Annotated in this window: 16 protein-coding genes; 8 read left to right on the top strand and 8 right to left on the bottom strand. The window is 72.6% G+C overall.

The genetic code is table 11. The features are described 5' to 3' along the window. Positions 1-27: 27 nt before the first annotated feature. On the top strand, positions 28-1,026 hold the full coding sequence (locus tag AB0367_RS10070) for a helix-turn-helix domain-containing protein (RefSeq protein ID WP_366225874.1): 999 nt from the start codon (positions 28-30) through the stop codon (positions 1,024-1,026). Between the two features lie 36 nt (positions 1,027-1,062). On the opposite strand, the gene AB0367_RS10065 is transcribed toward AB0367_RS10070, so the two are convergent. The 3 genes from AB0367_RS10065 to AB0367_RS10055 are packed head-to-tail and all read right to left on the bottom strand — an operon-like array spanning position 1,063 to position 2,929. Beyond that, positions 1,063-2,061 (bottom strand): YihY/virulence factor BrkB family protein, encoded by a 999-nt coding sequence (locus AB0367_RS10065; RefSeq protein WP_366225873.1) that lies wholly within the window; start codon positions 2,059-2,061, stop codon positions 1,063-1,065. Between the two features lie 60 nt (positions 2,062-2,121). Then, on the bottom strand, positions 2,122-2,517 hold the full coding sequence (locus tag AB0367_RS10060; protein ID WP_366225872.1) for a response regulator: 396 nt from the start codon (positions 2,515-2,517) through the stop codon (positions 2,122-2,124). 28 nt (positions 2,518-2,545) lie between these two features. After that, positions 2,546-2,929: a MerR family transcriptional regulator gene (locus AB0367_RS10055; RefSeq protein WP_366225871.1), complete on the bottom strand. Its 384-nt coding sequence runs from the start codon at positions 2,927-2,929 to the stop codon at positions 2,546-2,548. 53 nt (positions 2,930-2,982) lie between these two features. Between AB0367_RS10055 and AB0367_RS10050 the strand changes: the two genes are divergently transcribed. The 3 genes from AB0367_RS10050 (at position 2,983) to AB0367_RS10040 (ending at position 7,346) form a co-directional block, all read left to right on the top strand. Beyond that, positions 2,983-3,951 (top strand): aldo/keto reductase, encoded by a 969-nt coding sequence (locus AB0367_RS10050; RefSeq protein ID WP_366225870.1) that lies wholly within the window; start codon positions 2,983-2,985, stop codon positions 3,949-3,951. 218 nt (positions 3,952-4,169) lie between these two features. After that, on the top strand, positions 4,170-6,014 hold the full coding sequence (locus AB0367_RS10045; protein WP_366225869.1) for an anthranilate synthase family protein: 1,845 nt from the start codon (positions 4,170-4,172) through the stop codon (positions 6,012-6,014). Between the two features lie 123 nt (positions 6,015-6,137). Further along, on the top strand, positions 6,138-7,346 hold the full coding sequence (locus tag AB0367_RS10040) for an MFS transporter (protein ID WP_366225868.1): 1,209 nt from the start codon (positions 6,138-6,140) through the stop codon (positions 7,344-7,346). A 37-nt stretch (positions 7,347-7,383) separates the two neighbouring features. Here AB0367_RS10040 and AB0367_RS10035 read toward each other — a convergent pair whose 3' ends face one another. Together AB0367_RS10035 and AB0367_RS10030 are read right to left on the bottom strand one after the other, a co-directional pair. Then, positions 7,384-7,776 (bottom strand): roadblock/LC7 domain-containing protein, encoded by a 393-nt coding sequence (locus AB0367_RS10035; RefSeq protein WP_366225867.1) that lies wholly within the window; start codon positions 7,774-7,776, stop codon positions 7,384-7,386. Beyond that, positions 7,773-9,707 (bottom strand): ATP-binding protein, encoded by a 1,935-nt coding sequence (locus tag AB0367_RS10030; RefSeq protein ID WP_366225866.1) that lies wholly within the window; start codon positions 9,705-9,707, stop codon positions 7,773-7,775. The genes AB0367_RS10035 and AB0367_RS10030 overlap by 4 nt, the downstream gene beginning before the upstream one ends. A gap of 223 nt (positions 9,708-9,930) precedes the next feature. On the opposite strand from AB0367_RS10030, the gene AB0367_RS10025 reads away from it, so the two are divergent. The 4 genes from AB0367_RS10025 (at position 9,931) to AB0367_RS10010 (ending at position 14,415) form a co-directional block, all read left to right on the top strand. Next, a complete protein-coding gene (locus tag AB0367_RS10025) occupies positions 9,931-11,859 on the top strand; it encodes a DUF1800 domain-containing protein (RefSeq protein WP_366225865.1) in 1,929 nt (642 codons plus the stop codon). 3 nt (positions 11,860-11,862) lie between these two features. Next, positions 11,863-13,257 (top strand): DUF1501 domain-containing protein, encoded by a 1,395-nt coding sequence (locus tag AB0367_RS10020; protein WP_366225864.1) that lies wholly within the window; start codon positions 11,863-11,865, stop codon positions 13,255-13,257. 105 nt (positions 13,258-13,362) lie between these two features. Further along, on the top strand, positions 13,363-13,968 hold the full coding sequence (locus AB0367_RS10015) for a hypothetical protein (RefSeq protein WP_366225863.1): 606 nt from the start codon (positions 13,363-13,365) through the stop codon (positions 13,966-13,968). A 102-nt stretch (positions 13,969-14,070) separates the two neighbouring features. Then, positions 14,071-14,415 (top strand): STAS domain-containing protein, encoded by a 345-nt coding sequence (locus tag AB0367_RS10010; protein WP_366225862.1) that lies wholly within the window; start codon positions 14,071-14,073, stop codon positions 14,413-14,415. Positions 14,416-14,567: 152 nt separating this feature from the next. Here AB0367_RS10010 and AB0367_RS10005 read toward each other — a convergent pair whose 3' ends face one another. From AB0367_RS10005 to AB0367_RS09995, 3 genes are all read right to left on the bottom strand, one after another. Then, positions 14,568-15,134: a GtrA family protein gene (locus tag AB0367_RS10005; protein WP_366225861.1), complete on the bottom strand. Its 567-nt coding sequence runs from the start codon at positions 15,132-15,134 to the stop codon at positions 14,568-14,570. 81 nt (positions 15,135-15,215) lie between these two features. Continuing rightward, the gene (locus AB0367_RS10000) at positions 15,216-16,550 is read right to left on the bottom strand and encodes a tetratricopeptide repeat protein (protein ID WP_366225860.1); all 1,335 of its coding nucleotides are present in this window, start codon (positions 16,548-16,550) and stop codon (positions 15,216-15,218) included. Positions 16,551-16,625: 75 nt separating this feature from the next. After that, a complete protein-coding gene (locus AB0367_RS09995; RefSeq protein WP_366225859.1) occupies positions 16,626-17,627 on the bottom strand; it encodes a glycosyltransferase family 4 protein in 1,002 nt (333 codons plus the stop codon). Between the last annotated feature and the right edge of the window lie 111 nt (positions 17,628-17,738).

The raw sequence follows: 17,738 nt of genomic DNA, 5'->3' as shown, positions 1-17,738 counted from the left end.
ATCGACAACATGTGGAAGGATCTGGCCATGGCAGCGCCCCGGCACCGCGTGGTCGTCCTGGCACTCGACGGGGTGTATCCCTTCGAGCTAAGCATCCCCGTGCGCATCTTCGGCACCGCGGAGGGCCCGGGCGGCGAGCCGCTGTACGAGGTGCTGACCTGCAGCCTCGACGGCGGCCCGGTGACCACCAACGCCGACTTCGCCGTGGCCGTCGCGCACGGCCCGGAGCTGCTGGCCACCGCCGGCACGGTGGTGATCCCGCCGTTCATGACCTGCGTGGACGAATCCGGCCCCGGGTGGCTGCCCGAGCGCCTCGCCGCGGCGCTGCGCACCGTGCGGCCCGGCACCCGGATCGTGTCGCTGTGCACGGCGGCCTTCACGCTGGCCGCCGCCGGCCTGCTCGACGGCCGCCCGGCGACCACGCACTGGAACCGCTCCGAGGAGTTCCGCCGCGCGTTCCCGGCGGTGGAGCTGCGCCCGGACGTGCTGTTCGTGGACGACGGTGAGGTGCTGACGTCGGCCGGCGTCGCCGCGGGCGTGGACCTGTGCCTGCACCTGATGCGCCGCGACCACGGCAGCGAGATCGCCAACCGGGTGGCCCGGCTGTGCATCGTCCCGCCGTGGCGCGACGGCGGTCAGGCCCAGTACGTCGAGCGCCCGGTCCCGCCGCAGGTCGGGGCGAACACCGCCGCGGTGCGGGCCTGGGCGCTGGAGCGGCTGCACGAGCCGCTGTCGCTGGCCGCGCTGGCCGCGCGGGGCCGGATGAGCGTGCGTACGTTCAATCGCCGCTTCCGGGACGAGACGGGCATGACGCCGCTGCAGTGGCTGACCCGCCAGCGGGTCGAGCACGCGCGCCGCCTGCTGGAGACGACCGACCTCCCGGTGGACCGCGTCGCGACGGCGGCGGGCTTCGGCACGGGCGCGACGCTGCGCCAGCACCTGGCGGCGGCGCTCGGCGTCTCCCCGATCGCGTACCGCAACAGGTTCCGCCTGGGCTCGTCCGCGTCAGCCGGCGCCGGCCGATAGCCGCGGACACGGCCGCCGGGGTCGCGGGAGAGGATCTCAGGTCAGCCCGATGTCGTGGTCGTCCTGCACGTGGCTGTCGTCGCGCAGCGGGACATACGGCTCGTCGGCCGGGCGCTGGCCGTCCGCGATCGCGCGGCCGCGCTCCAGTTCGGCGTCGAGCTCCGCGCCCAGCAGGATCGCGATGTTGGAAATCCACAGCCAGACGAGGAAGGCGATGATGCCGCCGAGTGTGCCGTAAATCCTGTTGTAGGAACTGAAGTTGGACACGTAGAGCGCGAAGCCCGCCGACGCGACCAGCCAGATGAACACCGCCACGGCCCCGCCGGGGGTGATCCAGCGGAAGCCGTGCAGGCGGGCGTTCGGCGCCGCCCAGTACAGGACGGCCAGGATCAGCATCGCGACGAGCAGCAGCACCGGCCACTTGACGATGTCGAAGATCGCCACCGCCTGTTTCGACAGGCCGATCCAGCCGCCCGCCTGCTGCGCGAGCCGGCCCGTGAAGACGATGCTGAGCGCGGCGATGGAGATGAGGGTGCCGACCGCGATCGTGATGCCGAGGCGGATCGGCAGCACCTTCCAGATCGGGCGGCCCTCCCGCACGTCGTAGATGGCGTTCGACGCGCGCATGAACGCTCCGACGTACCCCGACGCCGTCCACACCGCGCCGAGCAGGCCGACGATGGCTAGCAGGCCCGCCGCGTGCGAGCTCCTCTTGAGGTCGTCGACGGCGCCGCTGACCGGGCCCGCGATCGAGGCCGGGAACAGCTGCTGGACGTTGCTGAGTACCGCGTCCTGCGTGGTGTCCGTGAGCAGCATCCCGGAGACCGACAGCAGCACCAGGATGCCCGGGAAGATGGACAGCACCCCGTAGTACGTCAGCGCGGCGGCCCAGTCGGTGAGGTTGTCGTTGTTGAACTTCTTGACCGTCCGCTTGAGCACGTCGATCCAGGACCGCTTGCTCGGGCTGCCGGGACCGCCGTCGGCCGGGTCGCCGGGCGATGAGGCCGCGAAGTCCGGGGGGTGTGCTGAAGTCATCGCGCCACCTCACGTCCGCCGGGTTCGGGTACGGACCGTATGCCCCCGCAACGCTGCCCGTTAACGCTCCGGGGCGACCCTTCCGGCCCTGATCAGCGCCGTCTGCACGGTGTCGACCAGCGCGGTGGCCCGCAACGGCTTGGCGATGACGGAGTCCTGCGGCCCGAGCTCGATGACGGCGGAATCGAAGTACGGCAGCCCGGACATATACATGATCATCGCGTCGGGGCTGCTGGCGCGTACCGCCCCGGCGACCTGCACGCCGGAGCCGTCGTTGAGCCTCAGGTCGGTGATCGCCAGGTCGATGCCGCCGGGGTGCTCCGCGCAGCACCGCCGCGCCCCCGTGAGCCCGGACGCGGTCAGCACCTCGGCGCCGGCGAAGCGCAGCACCCCGCGCACGATCTCGCACAGATCCGGCTCGTCGTCGACGACCAGGATGCGCAGGTGCTCGAACATGCCCCCACGATATGCCGCATATGGGCCGCTACGGCCTGGCCAGGTCGCGGGTGTCGCCCTCCGCGTAGAATTTGATCTTGCTCTCGATCAGCTCCAGGTCGGTCCGCAGCCCCGCGATGCGCTCCAGCACCTGCTGCCGGTGCTCCTCCAGCAGCAGTCGCCGCGCCTCGAACGTCGCCGAGCCGGTGCGGCACAGCTCCGCGTACCGCCGCATCTCCGCGATCGACATCCGGGTGGCCTTCAGCCGGGTGAGGATGCGCAGCATCCCCAGATCCACGTCCGAGTAGCGGCGGTGGCCGTTGGTGCCGCGCTCGGGCGGACTCAGCAGGCCGGCCCGCTCGTAGTACCGCAGCGTGTGCGCGGTCAGCCCGGTGCGCTCGGCGACCTCGGCGATCGTGTACCCGTCGTCCATGTCACGCCAGTCTATTTGACTTCGAGCGCGCTCAAAGGGGGAACCTGGAGGCCATGCGAACGAGAAACCTCGGTGCACTGACCACATCCGCACTCGGCCTCGGCTGCATGGGGATGAGCGAGTTCTACGGCCCCGGCGACGACGCCGAGTCCATCGCCACCATCCACCGTGCCCTCGACCTGGGGGTGACGCTGCTGGACACCGCCGACATGTACGGCCCCTTCACCAACGAGCGGCTCGTCGGCCGCGCGATCGCCGGGCGGCGCGACGAGGTGGTGCTCGCCACGAAGTTCGGCATCCAGCGCGAGGGCGGCACCCGGCGGATCAACGGCAGCCCGCAGTACGTCCGGCAGGCCGTCGACGCGTCGCTGGAGCGGCTCGGCGTCGACCACATCGACCTGTACTACCAGCACCGTGTCGACCCGTCGGTGCCGATCGAGGAGACCTGGGGCGCACTGTCCGACGTCGTCGCCGCCGGCAAGGTGCGCCACCTCGGCATCTCCGAGGCCGCCCCGGCGACCGTGCGCCGCGCGCACGCCGTGCACCCGGTGACCGCCGGGCAGTACGAGTACTCGCTGTGGACCCGCGACCTCGAGGACGAGATCCTCCCATTGTTCCGCGAGCTCGGCATCGGCCTGGTCGCCTACAGCCCGCTCGGCCGCGGCTTCCTCAGTGGCGAGATCACCAGCCCCGACCAGTTCGCGCCCGGCGACTTCCGGGCCGGCAACCCGCGCTTCCAGGGCGAGAACTTCGGCAAGAACCTGGACCTCGTCGGCGAGGTCCGCAAGCTGGCCGAGGCCAAGGGGGTCACCCCGGCGCAGCTCGCGCTCGCCTGGGTGCTCGCCCAGGGCGACGACGTGGTGCCGATCCCGGGCACCAAGCGGCGCGGATACCTCGAGCAGAACGTCGCCGCACTGGACGTCGAGCTCGCCGCCGACGACCTCGCCACGATCGAGAAGCTCTCCATCGGCCGCGACGTCGCCGGCGACCGCTACGCCGAGATGGGCTCCTTGAACAGGTAAGCGCGAGTCCCCGCCGGTGTCTTGGCGCCGGCGGGGATCTCACGTACGCTCTGCTGCGTGTGTTCGCGAATGAACAGCATGTGGTGGCCCGCCTGACGAGGCGGCCCACTTCCGCGTGACACACAAAACCGCGGCCGCCCTACGAGGCGGCCGTTCTGCTTCCCGGGCATGACCGGGGCCGCCTCGCGAGCGCGGCACCCGAACCCGAAGGGGAAGCCATGCTGATCGACCCGAAAGCCCCGTTCGCCCTGCTGCGCCGCGAGGGCCGCGACGCCGTCGAGGTGCTCACCGGCCCGGTGTCCACGGTGGACACCCTGGCCGCCGTCCCGGACGACTGCCTCGCACTCGTGCCGTTCCGCCAGGTCCGCGAGCGCGGCTTCGACTGCGTCGACGACGGCACGCCGCTGTCCGTGCTGCGCATCGAGCGACGCCGCGAGCTGGCCGTCGACGACGTCCTCGCCGCGCTGCCCGAGACGCCGATCGAGCTGTCCGGCGCCGGCTTCGACGTGGACGACGAGGAGTACGCGTCTATTGTGGACACCGTGCTGCGCGAGGAGATCGGGCGCGGCGAGGGCTCGAACTTCGTGATCCACCGCGTGTTCGAGGCCGACCTCGGCGGCGACCCGGTCGCGGCCGCGCTCACCGTGTTCCGCCGGCTGCTCACCCGGGAGCGCGGCGCGTACTGGACGTTCGTCGTGCACACGGGCGAGCGCACCCTCGTCGGGGCCACGCCCGAGCGGCACGTCAGCGTCAACGACGGGCTCGTGATGATGAACCCGATCAGCGGCACGCTGCGCGGCGCACCGACGAAGGCGGGCGTGCTCGAGTTCCTCGCCGACCGCAAGGAGATCGACGAATTGTCGATGGTGCTCGACGAGGAGCTCAAGATGATGGCCACCGTCGCCGACCTCGGCGGCCAGGTCCTCGGCCCGTACCTCAAGGAGATGGCGCACCTCGTGCACACCGAGTACCTGCTGGCCGGGCGCGGCTCACGGGACGTGCGCGACGTGCTGCGCGAGACCATGTTCGCGCCGACCGTGGTCGGCAGCCCGATCGAGAACGCCTGCCGGGTCATCGCCCGGCACGAACGGCGCGGCCGCGGCTACTACGGCGCGGTCCTCGCCCTCGTCGGCCGCGACGCGCGGGGCCGGCAGACGCTGGACGCGCCGATCCTCATCCGCACCGCCGACATCGACCGCGACGGCCGGCTGCGCGTGCCGGTGGGCGCCACGCTGGTGCGCCATTCCACGCCCGCCGGCGAGGTGCTCGAGACCCACACGAAGGCGGCCGCGGTACTGCGGGCGCTCGGCCTCGGCCCGCAGACCACGACGGAGGCCGCGGCGGCCGCGACCGACGTGCGGCTCGCCGCCGACCCCGAGGTGCAGGCCGCGCTCGTCGCGCGCAACGCCACGCTGGCGCCGTTCTGGCTGCGGCCGCGCGACGGGCTGGCCGCCGACCCGGCGCTCGCCGGTCGGCGCGCGCTCGTGGTGGACGCCGAGGACACGTTCACCGGCATGCTCGTCCATCAGCTGCGGGTGCTGGGGCTGTCGACCACGCTCGTGCGGTACGACGGCGACATCGAGACCGACGGGTTCGATCTGGTGGTGCCGGGACCCGGCCCGGGCGACCCGCGGCGGCTGGACGACCCGAAGATCGCCCGCATGCGCGGTATCGTCGCGGGCCTGCTGGACTCGGGCGCGCCGATGCTCGCCATCTGCCTGAGCCACCAGTTGCTCGCCGGGCTGCTGGGGCTGCCGCTGCGGCGCAAGGCATCGCCGTACCAGGGCATGCAGCGCGACGTCGACCTCTTCGGCCGCCCGGCGAAGGTCGGTTTCTACTCGACGTTCACGGCCACGCACGACGGCCCGGTGCTCGACACGCCGCATGGCCCGGTCGAGCTCGCCCGGGATCCGGCCAACGACGACGTCCACGCGCTGCGCGGGCGGACCTTCGCCGGCCTGCAGTTCCACCCCGAGTCCGTGCTCAGCCAGGACGGCATCGGCGTGCTGCGCGACCTGCTGGCCGTGCTGCTCGACGCCCCGGTGGGCAGCGCCTCGCAGTGATCGCCGAGCGCTCGCCGGGCCTGGCCGGGCCCGGCGAGCGCCATAAAGGCCCTCTTGCGTTCCGCCGCGCGCTCGACAATGCTTCCGAAAGAATTTCACTTCTCTTCATCGAGGAGCCGGCCAGTGGATCAACGTGACCGCCGGGCACGTGTCGCCGTCGCCGGCGCCTACTTCGTCCAGGGCTTCTGCTTCGCGGGCCTCCTCACGCAGGTCGCCGCCCTGCAGCGAAAGTTCGGCTTCGACGACACCCAGCTTTCCCTGGTCCTGCTGGCCGTGCCCGTCGTCGCCGGCGTCGGCAGTGTGGTGGCGGGCCTGCTCAGCGCCCGGCTCGGCAGCTCACCGGTGCTGCGCGCCGGCGGCCCGGGCGTGTGCCTGGCGATCACCCTCGCCGGCTTCGCCGCGCAGCGGTGGCAGTTGTACGTCGCGCTGGCCTTCGTCGGCCTCATGCTCGGCCTCGTCGACGCGACCATGAACATGCAGGGCGTCGGCGTCGAGCGCCGCTACCGCCGCCCGGTGCTCAACTCCTTCCACGCCGCATGGAGCGCGGGCGCGATCCTCGGCGCCCTGGCGACCTCCGGCACCGCGCACCTCGGCTGGTCGATCGGCGCGTCGCTGGGCGCGGTCGCCGCCACGGGCGTCGTGCTGGCCCTGCTCGTGGGCCCCGGCCAGCTGCGCCGCGCCGAGGAGGCCCTCCAGACGCCGGCCGCCACCCAGGCCGCCACCGAGACCCAGATCCCGTGGCGGCCGATCATCCTGGTCGGTGTCGCGATGATGCTCATGTTCGTCGCCGACTCGGCCGTGTCGAACTGGAGCTCCGTCTTCATCGAGAAGGCCCTGCACGCGAGCACGAGCGTGGCCGCACTGGGCCTGGCCGCGTACCAGACCACCATGCTCCTGGGCCGCACCGCCGGCGACCGCCTGGTGAGCCGCTTCAGCCCCACCGCCGTCGTCTCCGTCGGCGGCGTGGTCGGCGGCCTGGGCCTGATCCTGGTGGCCGCCTCCGGCACCCCGGCGCTGAGCATCGCGGGCTTCGCCGTCGTGGGCCTGGGCCTGTCGCTGGTCGTGCCGCAGTCGTTCTCGGCCGCCGGCCGCCTGGACCCGGCCGGCACGGGCATCGCGATCGCCCGCGTCAACCTCTTCAACTACGTGGGCTTCGTGGTGGGTGCCGGCATGATCGGCGCGGTGGCGGAGAGCCTGTCGCTACGCTGGGCGTTCGTGATCCCGGCGGTGCTCGTCGCGGGCATCGTGGCGCTCGCGCCGGCCTTCCGCACCCACGCCCCCGAGGCGCCCACCCTGTCTCCCTCCCCGGCATCGTCGGCCCCGGCCGGCTGACACCGGCTGATCCCAGACCGGATGCGTCCCGGCGGGGTCAGCGCGTGGACGGGGTCAGCGCGGCGCCCACCTGATCGACCAGGGCGGACATCTCGAACGCCACCTGGCCCACGTCGCAGCCGGGCTGCACCATCGCGGCCAAGCTCGCCAGCGTGTCACCCTCGCCGAGCGCCATCACGAACAGCAGGCTGCGGCCCATCTCCACGATGGTGCGCAGCACCGGGCCGGCCTCGGTACACGCCGAAACGCCCTGCGCCAGCGACACCACGCCGGCCACCATCGCGGCGAGCTGGTCGGCCCGCTCCGGGGGCAGCTCGTTCGACGAGGCCACGAGCAGGCCGTCGCCCGAGACGGCGACCGTGTGCCGTACGCCGACGACTCGTTGCGTGAAGCCGCTCAGCAGCCAGTCCAGCCCCGTGGTCGATGTCATGTCGAAGGACGTCCTTCCGTATTGGTCGCCGCGCTCACCGGGTGCTGGGTGATCGCGTGCCGGTAGCCGGTCAGAAACTCCCGGACGGCCTCGGGCTCGACGTCCACCGTAGGCCCGTCCGAGGTCCGCACGGCACCCGGGATGACCGGGAAGAGGGTCGAGCGTGGGTGCGGGATGTCGACCGGCTCGGCACCGGGCAACGCGGGGCTGCGCTCGATCGGCCGTGGGATCAGGCGGCGTACCACCGGGGGATCCTCGCCACCGGGAGCGGCCGGGCCGGCGAGGACGATCTCGGCGGGCAGCCGCACCTGCGCGCGCAGGCCTTCGCCGCACGGCGGGACCCGCAGGGCCACCGCGAGGCCGTGCCGGGCGGCGAGGCGGGCCACGACCAGGAGGCCGGTGCGGGGCGTGCCGGCGGTGTCCGGCGCGCGTGCGGTGGCGAGCCCGGCGAGGCGGGCGTTGAGCTCCGAGAGCCGCGCCGGGTCGAGTCCCGGACCGCGGTCGGTGACCTCCACGACGACGCCGTCGCCGGCCCGGCGGCCCTCGACGAGCACCTGGCCGTCGGGCGGGCAGTTGCGGGCGGCGTTGTCGAAGAGCTCGGCGAGCAGGTGCGCGACGCCGTCGACGGCCTGGGGGACGATACGCACGTCGGGGGCGATCCGGCCGTACTCGATGCGGCGGTAGTCCTCGATCCGCGACTGGGCCGCGCGCAGCAGGTCCAGCAGCGTCGCCGGCTCGCGGCGGCCGGGGGCGGCATCGACGCCGGCGAGCACGAGCAGGCTCTGGTTGTCGTGGCGCATCCGGGTCGCGAGGTGGTCGAAGGCGAACAGCTGCGCGAGGCGGTCGGGGTCGGCCTCGTCGCGCTCGACGGCGTCGAGGCGCTGCAGCAGGGTGTCGGCCAGGCGCTGGTTGCGCCGGGCTCGACCGGCGAACAGGCCGGCGAGCGCGGCCGTCGTGTCGACGGGCGCGGTCTGCGTCGGCACCTCCTCGCGACGCCGCCTCGACGAGTCCGGCACGACCCGCGCCGCCAGGGCGACGGAGCCGGCCACGAGGGCGAGCAGCAGCGCCAGGCCCGCGACGATCGTGCGCTGCCGCGTGTCCCGGGCGGTGGCGGCCAGCGCGATCTCCTCGGCGCCGTCGGCGGCGGCGAGCGCGGTGAGGGCGTCGAGGGCGGGCTGAGCGTCGCCGCCGACGCCGGAGGGAACCCGGCTCACGCGGTCCCGCCATGCCGGCGGGGCGGCGTCGGTGAAGCGGCGCAGCGCCTCGAGGTGGGCGGCCCGGTGCCCGGCGAGGCTCTCCCGGCCGGCCGGTGTGTCGGCCCCGCGCAGGTCGAGCAGCTGCACCTGGGCCAGCTCCTCGCGGGCCACGGCGAGCCAGCCCGACGCGCCGGCGGCGTCGGCCACCGCCCCGGATCCGGCGGACCCGGCGACGGCCTGCCGCAGCCGCACGAGGTCGCTCACGATTTGGGTGTACCGCATGAGGTACTCCCCCGCCGCGCCCTCCTGCGGGCCCGCGGCCGCCCCGGCACGCAGCGATCCCAGCCTGTCCAGGCCGGTGGAGAGTGCCGGGGTGAGCAGCCCGGCGCGCGCGGCCTTGGTGCGCAGCGCGCGCACCGCCGGATCGGCCCCCGCGGCGCGGACGTCGAGCGCGATGCGGGCCGTGTGCTGGTCCAGGTCGGTGCCGGAGAGCAGGAGCCCGGCGGCGGCGTAGCGCTCCCCGCTCAGCTCGGCGGCGGCCCGGTCGGCGGCGACACCGGCCGCGACCGCAGCGCGCAGGTCGCCGGTCAGTTCGTCCTGCCTGCCGTATCCGTACGCGACGACACCGGCCAGCCCGAGCAGGCCGAGCAGCGGGATGAGCAGCACGAGGCCGACCTTGGCGCCGACGGGGCGATCGGCGAGGCGGCGCCGGTGGACGAGCGCAGGATCGATCACAACCGTTACCCCCTGCCCTCGGCCGGTCACCTAATACCTACACCTTGAGCGCACTGTGCGGAAGAGATGACTTTTGGTAACCGGCATCGAAGCCGGTAAACGCGTCGGTTTTCGACCGTTTCACGAAGAAGGCCGCTGGCTTAAGCCAGAAGAAAGACAAAGTTGAAGCCCCCTCGCGCGGCCCGGCTTGAGGGGCGATCGTCGGCTCACTAGATTCCGATGCGTGCCTGAACGGCTCTTCTCGGACGACCCGGGCGACGCGCCCAAGAAGGTGCAAGGCGCGTTCTTCGCGGACTACACCGGCGAGTTCCCGATGCCGCGGGTGCTGCAGTCCGCACGGGACGTCGCCGGCGGCACCGGCTCGGAGCCCGCCCCGGGCGCGCCCGCCGCCCGCCGCAAGGCCGGCGGCCCGGTGCCCGCGTGGCTGCGCACCGGCCGGCCCGCCCTGCACGAGCTGACGCGCAACCGCCGCCAGGCACTCATGGCCCTCGGCGGCGGCGCCGCCGCCCTCGGCGCGCTCGGCTCCGGCGCGGCGGCCATGTTCGGCCCGCCGGCGGTCGACCCCGACGAGTTCGTCAAGACCGGCAGCGGCGGCGGCAACGTCTCGCCGCGCGAGGCGGGCTCGTTCTCCAACCGCGACTCGAGCTACACCAGCGGCCAGGGCGACCTCAACGACCTGGGCGCCTCCGGCACCGCCGACACGCCCTCGGCCGCCGCCGTCGCCGCGATGCGCGCCACGGCGCGCTTCCCCACGCCGCTCAACCGCGACCCGGTGCTGCACCTGCTGCGCCGCGCCACCTTCGGGCCGACCCCGGCCGACGTCGCGCTGGTGAAGCGGATCGGCATCGACGCGTGGATCGACCAGCAGCTGGAGCCCGACAAGATCGAGGACCCGGTCGCCGACGCGGCGCTGAAGGCGGTGCCGACCGCGACGATGTCCACCGCGGACATCCGCGCCGCCGTCAAGGACGGCGACGACAAGCCGATGCACGAGCTGACCCGCGCCGTGCTCGCCCGCCAGATGTGGAGCAGCCGGCAGCTGTTCGAGATGATGGTCGACTTCTGGAACAACCACCTCAACGTGACCAGCCCGTTCGACGGCGGCTGGGACGTGCGCGGGCCGTACGACGTGGGCGTCATCCGCAAGCACGCGCTGGGCAGGTTCTCCGACATGCTCATCGCGTCCGCGCGCGATCCGGCCATGATGCGATACCTCGACAACACCTCCTCCGACATGCGCAACGTCAACGAGAACTACGGGCGCGAGCTGCTGGAGCTGCACACCGTCGGCATCGACGGCGGGTACAACGAGAAGGACGTGCGCAACTCGGCCTACCTGATGACCGGGCGCACCGCGACGCGCGACGGCACGTTCCGCTACGAACGGAACAAGCACTGGACGGGCGCGGTGAAGGTGCTGGGGTTCCAGCACGCCAACAAGTCCGCCGGCGACGGCCTGGCCGTCGGCGACGCCTACCTGCTGTACCTGGCCACCCACCCGTCGACCGCGCGCTACGTGGCCCGCAAGCTCTGCGTCCGGTTCGTGTGCGACACCCCGCCGCAGGGGCTCGTGGACCGGCTGGCCAAGACCTACCAGGAGAGCGGCTCGGCGATCGTGCCCGTGCTCAAGGTGCTGTTCCGGTCGCTGGAGTTCTGGATCGCCACGGGCCTCAAGACGCGCCGGCCGCTGGAGAACTTCGTGGCCACGGCGCGGGTGGTCGGCACCAAACCCGGCTCCGACACCGCCAAGGCGCTCGAGGAGCTCCACAACTTCACCAACAAGCTCGGCCAGCCGCCGCTGGGCTGGGGGCCGCCGGACGGCTACCCCGACGTGGCCACGGCGTGGAGCTCGGCCGCCGGCATGCTGGAGTCCTGGAACGCGCATCGGGCGTTCGTCCAGGGGCAGTGGAAGGGCCTGGACAACCCCAAGGCCGACACGCTGGTCACGCAGCCGGCCGCGACGCTCGGCACATACCTCGACGTGCTGGCCAACCGGCTGGTCTTCCAGCCGATGCGGCAGCCCGAGAAGGACGCGCTCATCACGTTTCTGGGCGCCAAGGCCGACACCCGCGTCACCGACAGCAACCTCGGCGGCAAACTGCCCCTGCTGGCGCCGCTGATCCTCGACTCCGTCTACCACGCGCTGCGGTGAGCCATGAGCGACTTTCCCGACGAAACCGGTAGGGGCCGCGCCGATGCCCTGCCGCCCGGCGAGCGGCGGCCGGCCGACCTCGGCGAGCTGCGGCGCCACGGCCCCAACCTGTGCGAGGCCGCCGTCCGCGTGCACGCGGAGCAGGTCACCGACGAACTCGCCGCCGAGCGCGACAAGTGGAGCAAGGGCTTCACCCGCCGCCGGCTCGTGCGGGGCGCGGGCCTCGTCGGCGTCGCCGCGCTCGGCACGCAGCTGGTGACCAGCCGCGTCTCGTTCGCCGCGCCCGAGGACAACACGAACACGCTCATCGTCATCTTCCTGCGCGGCGGGATGGACGGGCTGTCCGTCGTGGCACCCGGTGACGACCCGAACTACAAGCAGCTGCGGCCCAACATCGCGGTACCGATGGCGGCGATGCTGCCGGCCGGGCGCGGCTTCGGCCTCAACCCGGCGATGACCGCCCTCTATCCGCTCTGGCAGTCCGGCAAGATGGCCGCGGTCCACGCCGTCGCCTCGCCCGACGCCAGCCGCAGCCACTTCCAGGCCCAGGACGCGCTGGAGCGCGGCGCCGCCTCGGTCGCGGTGCGCACCGGCTGGCTCGACCGGGTGCTCGCGCGGATGGGACCCGGCACGACGTTCCGCGCCATCGCGCAGGGCTCGGCGCTGCCCCGCTCGCTCGTCGGCGGCGAGCAGGCCATCGTGCTCAACGGCATGCGCGACTTCCGCATCGACAACGACAGCATGCGCTCGCAGACGATGGAGGCGCTCAAGACGCTGTACACCGGGCTGGACCACCCGCTGGCCACCACGGCGGCGAGCACGCTGCGAGCCATCAGCACGGCGCAGAAGCTCGCCACGACGCAGTACCGGCCGGCCGAGGGCGCGCAGTACCCCGGCGGCGGCCTCGCCGACCGTCTCAAGGACATCGCCCAGCTGCTCAAGGCCGGCGTCGGCCTGCGCGTCGCCGCCCTCGACGTCGGCGGCTGGGACATGCACACCAACCTGGGCCGCGTCGACGCCGGCGACATGAAGAACTCGCTCACCAACCTCTCCGACGCGATCGGCGCGTTCTGCACCGACATCGGCCCGCTGCTGGAGAACACGACCGTCGTCACGATGAGCGAGTTCGGCCGCCGCGTGCAGGAGAACGGCAACGTCGGCGTCGACCACGGCCACGGCAACGCGATGCTGCTCTTCGGCGGCGGCCTGAGCGGCGGCAAGGTGCACGGCAACTGGCCGGGCCTGGCCCCGTCCGCCCTCGACCAGGGCGACGTGGCGGGCGCCAACGACTACCGCGACGTCCTGGCCGAGATGCTCAAGAAGCGGTTCGGCGTCGGCGACTCCGCGGCCATCTTCCCCAACCACGCCTTCAAGACGCTGGGCGTCTTCAAAGGCTGAGCATTCATCCGGTACCCCTGAGGCGGATTCTGTCGCGTACGGACCCCATTGATCGATGTGTGGGATTAGGGTGCAGACACGAAACTCCTTACTGGGAGGTGCCCCGTGACGCAGGAAGTGCGGGCCCAGAAGCTCGTCGCCGGGCTGCTCAGGGTGGCCGTGATGGCCCCAGCCGACGGCCCGGAGCCCGACTATGGGCTGCCCCCGGCCTACCGCCAGGTCATGCTCCTGCTGGGCCGCCGCGACCGCGAGTATCGCCTCTCCGACCTGGCCGGCGAACTGGGCTCCTCGGTCGCCGCCACGATGGCGCTGCTCTCCCCGCTGATCGCGGAGGGCCTGGTCGAGATGCGCCCCGCCCCGTCGTATGCCGCACGCGACATGCGCGTCGCCGCCACCGACCGTGGCCTGTCCACCACGCCGGCCCCGGCCAACTGGGCCGACGAGCTGCTGTCCGAGGTCGAAACCCTGAGCGACAACCAGCAGGCGCGCCTGCTGCGCATGGTCACCGCGAAGATCGGCCTGATGCAGCGGCAGGGCAGCATCCCGGCCACCCGGATGTGCCTGTCGTGCCGCTTCTTCGACGGGTACCGCCACCCGGGCACGGACACCCCCCACCACTGCTGGTTCGTCGACGCCCCGTTCGGCCACCGCGAGCTGCGCCTGCACTGTCCCGACCACATCCCCGGCGACCCGCCTCCGGGCGAGGCATAGTGCGCATCCTCTCGCGCACCCGCCGGTGACCCTGGGCACACTGCCCGCTGCGCCCCGCCCGAAGTGCTCTTATGCTGTTCGCGTGACCAGCTGGGATACGCCATGACCATGTCGGTGACGACCAACGTCACGATGGACGGATCGACGGTGCTGTCCGTGCGAGGCGAGATCGACCACAGCAACGCGGCCACGCTGCGCCAGGAGATCGTCTCCGCCGCCACCGAGCGCCGCCCGAGGGTGCTGCGGGTGGACCTCGGCCTGGTCACGTTCCTGGACTCGGCCGCGGTCGGAGCCCTGGTCGGCGCGCAGCGCGAGTCCGGCACCGAGGGCGTGCACATGGTGATCTGGCGGGCCAGCCCCTTCGTCCACCGCCAGCTGCGCATCGCCGGCGTCCACGAGATGCTCGGCGCCCCGGCCGAATACGACACCGGCCACATCGTGTTCTGACCCGCCGTCGGCGCCGCGAAGCGAATACGCCCGAAATTTCGGAAAAATCCGGTGCGAGCGCCGGATGACAGGTCGGATCAGCCGTTCGGCTTACGGGAACGGGGATCGCCGGGAAGTTCGCGCCGTGCCGAGGGTGTGACGGGGACGGCGGCTCAGGCGCCGGTCGAGTCGGTCGCCACCGGGGCCGGGACCGCGGCCTGGGTGGGGACCTCGTGGCGCTTCGGGGCGGGGCGGACGTCGTCGTGCGGGAACACCCACACGCGGTAGGCCCACAGGCGGAAGACCATCGCGAGGGCCACGCCGATCACCATGCCGAAGATGAAGTCGGAGACCTCCTCGACCGCGCGGCTCACGTTCGGCACGTGCAGGCCGAAGACATACTGCGCGATCCACAGCGGCGCCGAGTTCACGGCCACGCCGATGCCGTTCACCACGGAGTACAGCAGCATCTCGTGGTGGCGACGCCGGCCGCCGCGGGTGCGGAAGGACCATTCGCGGTTGAGGAAGTACGACACCACCGTCGCGATGACATTGGCGATCGTGAGCGCGGTGACCGGCTTCGTATCGAGCACCGTCAGGCGCAGCGTGTAGTTGAAAACCAGGCTTACCACGTAGCAGAGGCCGCCGACGATGACGAACTTCACCGTCTCACGGTACTTACGCAGCAGCTCCGCCACGGGCGGCGGTAGTCGGTTGAGAGTCCGGTCGGTAAAACGCATCGGCCGGACTATACCCGGCGAACCTTGAGATATGCCGAGCCTGGTCACGGAAAATCGGCGGGTGGCCATCGGCCGGAACTCTCAGCGATCGCCCGTGCACACCGACGTGGCGGGCGTGAGCGCGACCGCCTCGTCGACCGGGCCCACGACGACGCAGTACGGCACCCCGGGATCCACGCCGCGGATCACATACCGCGCGGTGCCCGGCGGCACGGTGGTGACCACCACGGCGGGGGCTTCGGCGCGGGACAGCGCGACGACCACGGTCACCGGCAGCGCCGTCCAGGTGACGGTGAGCTCCGTGCGGCCGTCCCGCAGCCGCAGATCACGCACCACGACAGCGGCCGGCGACGACGGCGGGGAGGCGACCGCCACGGAGGACGACGGCGGCGAGGCGACCGCCGCCGGCAGCGTGCCCGCGGCGCCGGTCGCCGCCGGCGAGGACACCGCGGTGCCGCCGGCCGCCGGGGAGTTCGCGGCCTGCGGCGACGGCGCCCGAGCGGGCCGGTGCCACACGAGGAGCACGGCGAGTACCGCCGCGCCCAGGACGACGACCACCACGGACAGCAGCGGCCACACGGACCGCACCGGCCGCGGCGGCCTCGAATCGGGCGGCGGGGGCTCAGGCGGCACCGACGGCTCGGGAGAGATCTGATCGACGACCGGATCGACGGCCGAATCAACGACGGTGGGCGCCGAATCCCTGACGGGTGGTGACGACACCGGCGCGGAGGGCATCGGCGGCTCGACGGCCGCCAGCTCCCACTCGACGGCCTTGGTGAACGGGTGCCGCGTGCCCAGGCGCGCCCGCGCCGCGGCGTGCGCCAGCGTGAACAGGCGCCGGGCGGCGACGACGTCACCCTCGGCGTGCTGCAGCGCGGCCAGCTCCGCCGCGATCCTGATGGTGTCGAGGTCGTCCGCGCCATACTCGCGGCGGTGCAGGACGTATGCGGCGTTGAGCATGCTCAGCGCGAGCGCCGTCTCGCCGCGGTCGCGCTGCAGCAGGGCGAGGTTGACCCGGGCAAGGCGCACCGCGCGGCACACCGGCTCGGCGCCGTCCTCGTCGATGCCGCTGTCCAGCACCCGATGGTAGAGCCGCTCGGCCTCGTCCCACTCGTCGTGGTCGTGGCGCACCGCGGCCAGCACCGCGACGGCGTGCACGGTCGAGCGGTGCGCCGGGCCGTAGCGCCGCTCCGCCTGTGCGGCGACGGCGTCTGCCAGGTCATACGCCGCGTCGAGCTCGCCGAGCTCGCGCAGCACCTCGGCGAGCAGGCGCCGGGCGGTGAGCCGGTCGTCGTCGGAGAGGCCGGGCTCGTCCAGCAGCCGCTGGGCCGCGTCGCGGGCACCCGGGAAGTCCCAGCCCACGATGCGGCGCCCGATCTCGTCCAGCCGGTCAGTGACATCGACAGCGCCCAAAGTTCCCCTCCGCCCTGCGAGCTTAGGGATGCCGATGACGCAACGCCAGCCTTTGGTGACGCAAGGGAGCGGGATTCAGCCGACGATTCGCCGGTACAGGTGCAGATAGTCGTCCACCATGCGCTCGGCGGAGAAGCGTTCGAGCGCACGGGTGCGGACCCGGACGCGGTCGAGCTTGAGCGCGTCGTCGAGCGCGCCGGCCGCCTCGGCGGCGTTCGCCACGAGGTAGCCGGTGACGCCCTCGTCGACGACCTCAGGCATCGAGCCCAGCGCATAGGCGATCACGGGCGTGCCGCAGGCCATCGCCTCCACGACGGACAGCCCGAAGGGCTCGGCGAACCCGATCGGGTGCAGTAGCGCGGCCGCGCCGCCGAGGACCTCGGCGCGCTGCGCGGGGCCGATGTTGCCGGCGTAGACGATCTGCTCGCCGTCGACGTGCGGCATGACCTCGTCCGCGTGGTACCGCTCGTCGTGCACCGGCCCGCAGATGAGCAGCCGCCGGCCGGCCGCGCGGGCGATCCGGATCGCCTCCGCGGTGCCCTTGTCGGGGTGGATGCGGCCGAACGCGACCAGTGACTCCCCCGGCTCGGCGCGGAACGGGAACTGCCGTGCGTCGATGCCGTGATAGATGGTCGCGGCGTAGTCGAGGCCCGGGCCGCGGTCGGCATCGGAGATGGACACGTACGCCGAGCGTGCCCGCTGGTAGGCCGGCAGGATCGACGTCGAGCAGAACCCGTGCACGGTGGTGAGCAGGCGGGTGCGGCAGAACTCGCTCATCGCCAGCGGCAGCCAGTCAAGGTTGTTGTGCACCAGGTCGAACTCGCCGCTGCGGGAGTAGCAGTGCGCGACGTGGATGGCCTCCCAGACCCGGCCGTCGTAGCTCGCGTCCTCGTTGTACGGGCGCTCCACGACGCCGTCGAGGCGGGCGGAGGTGATCGAGTCGAGGCTGGCGAAGAGGGTGACGTCCACGCCGCGGGCGACGAGGCCCTCGGCGAGCAGGGACACGACCTGTTCCCACGGCCCGTACGCCCGCGGCGGCGTGCGCCAGGCGATCGGGCCGAGCAGTGCGACCTTCATCGGTGCCCCCTACCCACGCGCCAGCGCGCGAATCCCCTCCCATCATGGTGCCGGGCTGCCGACGAGAGGTCAGCCGATTCAGCGATTCTGCGGGGCTACGCCTTGCGCAGC

It is taken from the genome of Dactylosporangium sp. NPDC051484 (assembly GCF_040689395.1).
GTDB lineage: Bacteria > Actinomycetota > Actinomycetes > Mycobacteriales > Micromonosporaceae > Dactylosporangium.
The sequence above is the reverse complement of the archived record's forward strand: the minus strand, read 5'-3'. Positions and strand labels throughout refer to the sequence as shown.